The 5,209-nt window shown below is 67.1% G+C and carries 6 protein-coding genes; all 6 read left to right on the forward strand.

Going from position 1 to position 5,209, the window contains the following annotated elements; translation table 11 throughout:
* A partial coding sequence (locus tag ACIG5F_RS49100; protein WP_396527261.1) for a BTAD domain-containing putative transcriptional regulator occupies positions 1 to 905 on the forward strand: 905 nt, incomplete at its 5' end.
* Between the two features lie 498 nt (positions 906 to 1,403).
* The gene (locus ACIG5F_RS49105; RefSeq protein WP_396527262.1) at positions 1,404 to 1,991 is read left to right on the forward strand and encodes a hypothetical protein; all 588 of its coding nucleotides are present in this window, start codon (positions 1,404 to 1,406) and stop codon (positions 1,989 to 1,991) included.
* A 14-nt stretch (positions 1,992 to 2,005) separates the two neighbouring features.
* Complete coding sequence (locus tag ACIG5F_RS49110) at positions 2,006 to 2,458, forward strand: hypothetical protein (protein ID WP_396527263.1); 453 nt, start codon at positions 2,006 to 2,008, stop codon at positions 2,456 to 2,458.
* Between the two features lie 203 nt (positions 2,459 to 2,661).
* Positions 2,662 to 3,537, forward strand: a complete 876-nt coding sequence (locus ACIG5F_RS49115) for an N-6 DNA methylase (RefSeq protein WP_396527264.1) — start codon at positions 2,662 to 2,664, stop codon at positions 3,535 to 3,537.
* A gap of 76 nt (positions 3,538 to 3,613) precedes the next feature.
* The gene (locus ACIG5F_RS49120; protein ID WP_396527265.1) at positions 3,614 to 4,609 is read left to right on the forward strand and encodes a hypothetical protein; all 996 of its coding nucleotides are present in this window, start codon (positions 3,614 to 3,616) and stop codon (positions 4,607 to 4,609) included.
* A gap of 40 nt (positions 4,610 to 4,649) precedes the next feature.
* A partial coding sequence (locus ACIG5F_RS49125; protein ID WP_396527266.1) for a hypothetical protein occupies positions 4,650 to 5,209 on the forward strand: 560 nt, incomplete at its 3' end.

Raw genomic sequence — 5,209 nt, forward strand, 5'->3', positions numbered from 1 at the left:
GCGACGCGCCGGAATTGCTCGACACCCGGCTGTTCACGCTGCCAGCCCACGAAACCGCCGACCTGCTCACGCTGTTCACCGCCGCGGCCGAACCACCCGCCCCGGCCCGCGTCGAGCAGCCGCCCGCCGAGCACCCGGCCAACAGCACCGACACCGGGCCGCACGTGCTCCTCGAGGTGTTCGGCGCCATCCGCATCACCTACACCGGCCGGCGCGCGCCGGTGGACCTCACCTCGGTCACCACCCCCAAACACCGCGAGCTGCTGGCCTTCCTGGCCTGCCATCCCGACGGCGTCCGCCGCGAAGCGCTCAACGAGGCCATCTGGCCCGACGCCAACCCCGAGCGCCCCTACAACAACCTGCACTACACCCTGTCCACGCTGCGCAAGGCGATGGCCACGGCGACCGACGGGCAGATCACCAACCTCGTGGCCAACACCGGCGGCCGGTACCGCCTCGACACCGAGTCCGTCGACACCGATTACGCCCGCCTACGCGCGGCGATCGCCCGCCTGTCGAGCGCCGAAGGCCGGCGCCAGGAAACGGCCTTCTTCCTTGAGGCCTATCGAGGCGACCTGGCCGAGGACATATCGACGCTGTGGTTGGACGCCCCACGAGAAGCAATCCGTCGAGACATGCTCGACGCGCTGGACACCCTCGCGCGATCCGAGAAAGATCCCGGCGTGCGGCTGAAGCTGCTGGAACGCATTCGCGGGATCGATCCTTACGCCGAGGAGGCCTACCGTGAGATAATGCGAACACAAGCCCAGTCCGGCCAGCGCGACGCCATCCCTCGAACGCTCGACCTTCTTTCCGCGAAACTCGGCGAGATCGACGAGAAACCCGACGCGGACACGGTCGCCCTCGCCGGCGCCCTCCAGACGTCGGAGGCGCGGTCGGAATGAGTCCAACCGGGGTTCCCGCCGACATGCCAACCGGGGCACCAACCGGACTTCCCTCTAGGCAGGAACCCCCTCGACGGCGCGTCTATGCAGGTGGGCCACTACTTGGAGGGTTCCCGGGTGACGTCAGACTCGGTGGCTGGCAAGCACCTGAACAGTCGGATCGCGGCGGCGGACCTTCGAATTATGAACAATAAAACTCCTGGTGGTTTAGTTGCCTATTTATGTTCTCAAATTCCCTCGGAGGAGCTTGAAGGATCTGTTGACTGCCGATTGATGAAGTGTTCGCCGCTTTTGTCGGCTGCCGGCTTTCGTTTTCTCGATGGTGATCGTTTGTCTGATCGGTGAGATTGGGAAATGTAACCCGAAAGGGGTATGGAATATCCGCGAGGCGGGTGTACATTTGAAGTAGCTCGACAGGTTGGGATTCGCACCCCGCAACACCTGCCGGCTCACACAAAACCTCGCAGCATGACTGGAGCGTGCGTTATGGCTGACGTAATGGTAACCGCATGGGCGGACGGCGATGGCTGGCTCAGCGTCGACACCCAGGAATGGATCGACGAACGTGGCGAGTACAGCGAGCACCTCACCGACGACCTCCGCGAGTGGATGGACGAGCAAGACCACCGCTACCCGACCGCCGAAGTGCTCACCCTGTGGGCCAAGGACCGCACCGGAACCGCCCCGGTCGGCCTCTACGGCGACGGCACGTGCTGGGAGCACAACACGTGCACCGTGAACAACGTCCTGTCCGACGAGATCGGGTTCGTCGTGTTCTCGGCTGGCGGCGAGCTGGGCGACCTCATGATCACCATCAGCGGTGACGGCGGTCTGTTCCACTCGCCGACGGTCTACCGCAGCACCGTGGACGACCTCGCCGAGTGGGCCGACTACGACTGCGCGGACGGCGTGTGCGCCAACGGCCACGAGTGGCAGGTGACTTTCGGCTGGCTGCTGCACTCCGAGACCACGACCGGCTTCGACCGGCCCTCGGTCACCGGACAGGCCCGGGTCCCCGACGACGACCGCGAGCGCGCCTACATCGCCTGCCCCGACTGCGGCCACGCGCTGCAGTTCACGGCCTGACGGGGGTGTTCGCCATGTTCTTTCTGCTGACCGTCAGCGGCCGAGAAGCTCAGTTCCTCGACGATGAGGCGGACATCGCCCTCACCTTCGCGCCCAACGACGCGTCCCACCGGTGCGTCCTCTGCGGTGAGGACCTGCTGGAAACCGTCGACGGCTACGCATCCGACACGACCGGCCTCGACTGCCCGGCAGCAGACGGCGACGATCAGGCACACCAACCCGAACGGGTGCCGCTGTCCTGGGCCAACTCCGCCGCGATCCTCGCCAACGACGAACAGGACTCCCTGACCCTGTCCGTGAGCGTCGGCGACCCCCGGGGCGCGTTCTGCTTCACCGTGCGGCGCATCCCCGACGACGCCGAGGGCGACCTCGCCGGCCGCCTGGTGATCCACATGCCCTATCCCGGGGAGACCCTCCCGCACCGGGAGATCACCGAGCTGCACCCCGGAACCTTCGTCGTCGGCTGAAACCTCGGCACGGACCACGGTCGACCGACGGCTCCCGGACCGAGCGGCGCACGCCCCACGTGCACTACGCTGGCCGCTGCCCTCCTTTCAGGCGGGTTTTGTGTGATGGCTGGCGGGGCGTGCGAACACCTTCGGGTGGCTCCGCCAGCCCACACCGTCACGACGACCGTGCTCCGTCGCCCTCACGCGTCGGGAACACGATCATGACACCCTCCACGAACCGCGCGCCCGACACCGGCCGCGCGTTCCCGAACAACCCTCACGAACACGCCGCCGCGATCGCCGAGGCTGTCGCCCGCCGCTGGCACCGTGACCACGGCTCCGGCGCGATCGAGGTGCCGATCTCCGTCGTCGCCGCCCTGTCCATGCTGTCCCCACCCGACGACGAACGCGACTGGACCGCCACCGCCCTGCAGTCCGTTCCCCTCGACCGGTTCATCGAGATCATCCGCGCCCAGTGGGCGATCTTCATCACCTACCGGCCCGACCTCGTCAACCGCGCGTGGCCGCTGATCTCGGTCTGGCACAGCGGCCAACCACTGCCCGAGAACACCGTCACCGCCGCCAAAGCCGTGTCCGACGCTGCGGTCACCGCCGGCCTGCTCTCGCTCACCGGCACCCCACGCCGACGAGACACCGACGTGTTCGGGCCCTTGCTGGCCATCTTCCGCCCGGATGTCTCCAAGGGCGTCCGTGGCCAGATCTACACCCCGCCCGACCTCGCCGACGCCATCGCCCAACTCCTGCCACCGGCGGAAGGCGGCACCGTTCTCGAACCCGCCGTCGGCACCGGTGGCCTGCTCCGCAGCGCGGCCGAAGCGATGCGCGCTCACGGCGGCGACCCCACCACAGTCCGGTGGTGCGCGGTCGATATCGACGAGCTGGCTGTCGCGTGCCTGACCGTGAACGTCGTCCTGTGGGAGCTGGGCCACGACGTCGTGCTCGGCGTCGGTGACTCCCTGGCCGACGACTGGCTGGACCGGGCGTTGGCCGAGCGACGCGAAACCGTCGAGATCGCCAAGAACATCACGGCCGTGAAGGCGTTCCTGCGCCTGAGCACGAACGGAGACCAGCCATGAACGACATCCCGCTCCTCCCCGCCGCACGACGCCGCACAGCTGAGCCGTGACGCAGGACCAGAGTGGAGGCACAGCCATGGAATTCTTCTTCGACCCGATCGATGACCCCGACCGCGAGCAGGAAGTCCTCGCCTACCAAGCGTTCTACCGGTGGGTCACGTGGGCGTGCGTGTACTGCCGGGGTGAGAACACAGTGCAGACCAGTCTTCTCCCGGAATTCTCGCCGCACTACAGGGAGAAGGTTCCCAGCGGCGTCCATTACCGGGTCATGTGTCAGGACTGCCGGCGGGTCAGCCACGGCTTCCCGCCTGAGGCCTACTGCTCCGGTGGTGGTGTCGAGACGCTGTTCGTGCACCAGGTGCGGGCGGGCCAGTGCGTCATCGGCTGGGGTGTCGTGGACGACATCCGGCCGTCCAGCACGAATCCCGACAAGTGCTCGGTCGTCATCGAGGGCGGATTCGAGTTCGACCACGGGGCGAACGACGCCGTGATGATCATGAACCCATTGCGGGATGAGTGGAAGCTCCATGCAATCCCCGGCAGCAAATGGATCGGGCACGACGCCCCCACGACCGATGAGACCGCCGACACCGACTTGAAGACCGCTGAAGCGGCCACAGGTGTGCTCGGCTACGCCGAGTTGCACGACCGGCTGGAACTGGTGATCGCCGAGCACGGCGACAGGATCGTGGTGTGGACGGACGGCACCCGTCACCCGCCCTGCTTCACCGCCGAGGGCGAGCCGTTCACGCTGCTCGGCCACGTTCTGCATGGCCTCGGTGTCGGCCCCGAGCTGATCGCGGACTTGGGACAGCCCGAGGACGTCCTCACTCGGGACGTGTTCGCGGCCGCAGGATTCGCCCTCACCGAGGCAGCCGCCGACCTGGTGGACATGGTGGTCAAGTGGGACTACCTGAAGGTCGTGCCCGGCGATCCCAGTTTCCGATGGAGCGAGTGCATCCGCCATCCCGAGCTGTACGTCCGCCCCGAACGCGTCCCGCAGGACTTCGTGACCTTGGCCGAGGTGGAGCGCGAGCGGCGTCCCGGCGGGCCGCCCCGATCAGCCAAGTGATCGCCGAACCGCCGCTCGCGACAACCCCGGAGGCATCAGCATGGACCTGATCATCGCGCCCACCGGCAACCCGTACCGTCAGCAGGAAAACCTGGCCCTGCAAGCGTTCTTCCAGGATGTCATGTTCGCGTGCTCGTCCTGCGGCGGTGAGAACACCGTGGAGTCCAAGGATCTCCCGAAGGACTCGCCGCACTACGGCGAGGTCGCGCCGAGGCCGGTCGGGGTTGACGACGACAACACCCACTACATGGTGGCCTGCGGGGACTGCGGCGAGGTCACCCGGGGCGTCCTGCCCGCGCGGTTCTCGCAGAAGAACGGCTGGATGCTGGAAACGATCTGGGACGTCCACGCGGGTGACGTCGTCGTGGGCTGGGGTGTCATCGACAAGATCCGCCCCTCCGGTGACGGCGTGGCCTACATCGTCACCACCAAGGACGGCTACACGTTCGACTACCCCGATGGCGACGACGTGATCGTGAAGCACCAGAGCCATTGCGGCCCGCTCCCGGCCGATCAGATGCGGGTGCTGGGCTACGCCGAGCTGCACGACCGGATGCGACGCGTCCAACATGGCCACGGCGACCGAACCTTGGTGTGCCC

The sequence above is a fragment of the Kutzneria sp. NPDC052558 genome, assembly GCF_044547355.1.
Taxonomy (GTDB): domain Bacteria; phylum Actinomycetota; class Actinomycetes; order Mycobacteriales; family Pseudonocardiaceae; genus Kutzneria.

Coding starts and splice junctions, on each gene's coding strand:
- ACIG5F_RS49110 (WP_396527263.1), top strand. CDS start 2,006: ATGTTCTTTCTGCTGACCGTCAGCGGCCGAGAAGCTCAGTTCCTCGAC.
- ACIG5F_RS49105 (WP_396527262.1), top strand. CDS start 1,404: ATGGTAACCGCATGGGCGGACGGCGATGGCTGGCTCAGCGTCGACACC.
- ACIG5F_RS49115 (WP_396527264.1), top strand. CDS start 2,662: ATGACACCCTCCACGAACCGCGCGCCCGACACCGGCCGCGCGTTCCCG.
- ACIG5F_RS49120 (WP_396527265.1), top strand. CDS start 3,614: ATGGAATTCTTCTTCGACCCGATCGATGACCCCGACCGCGAGCAGGAA.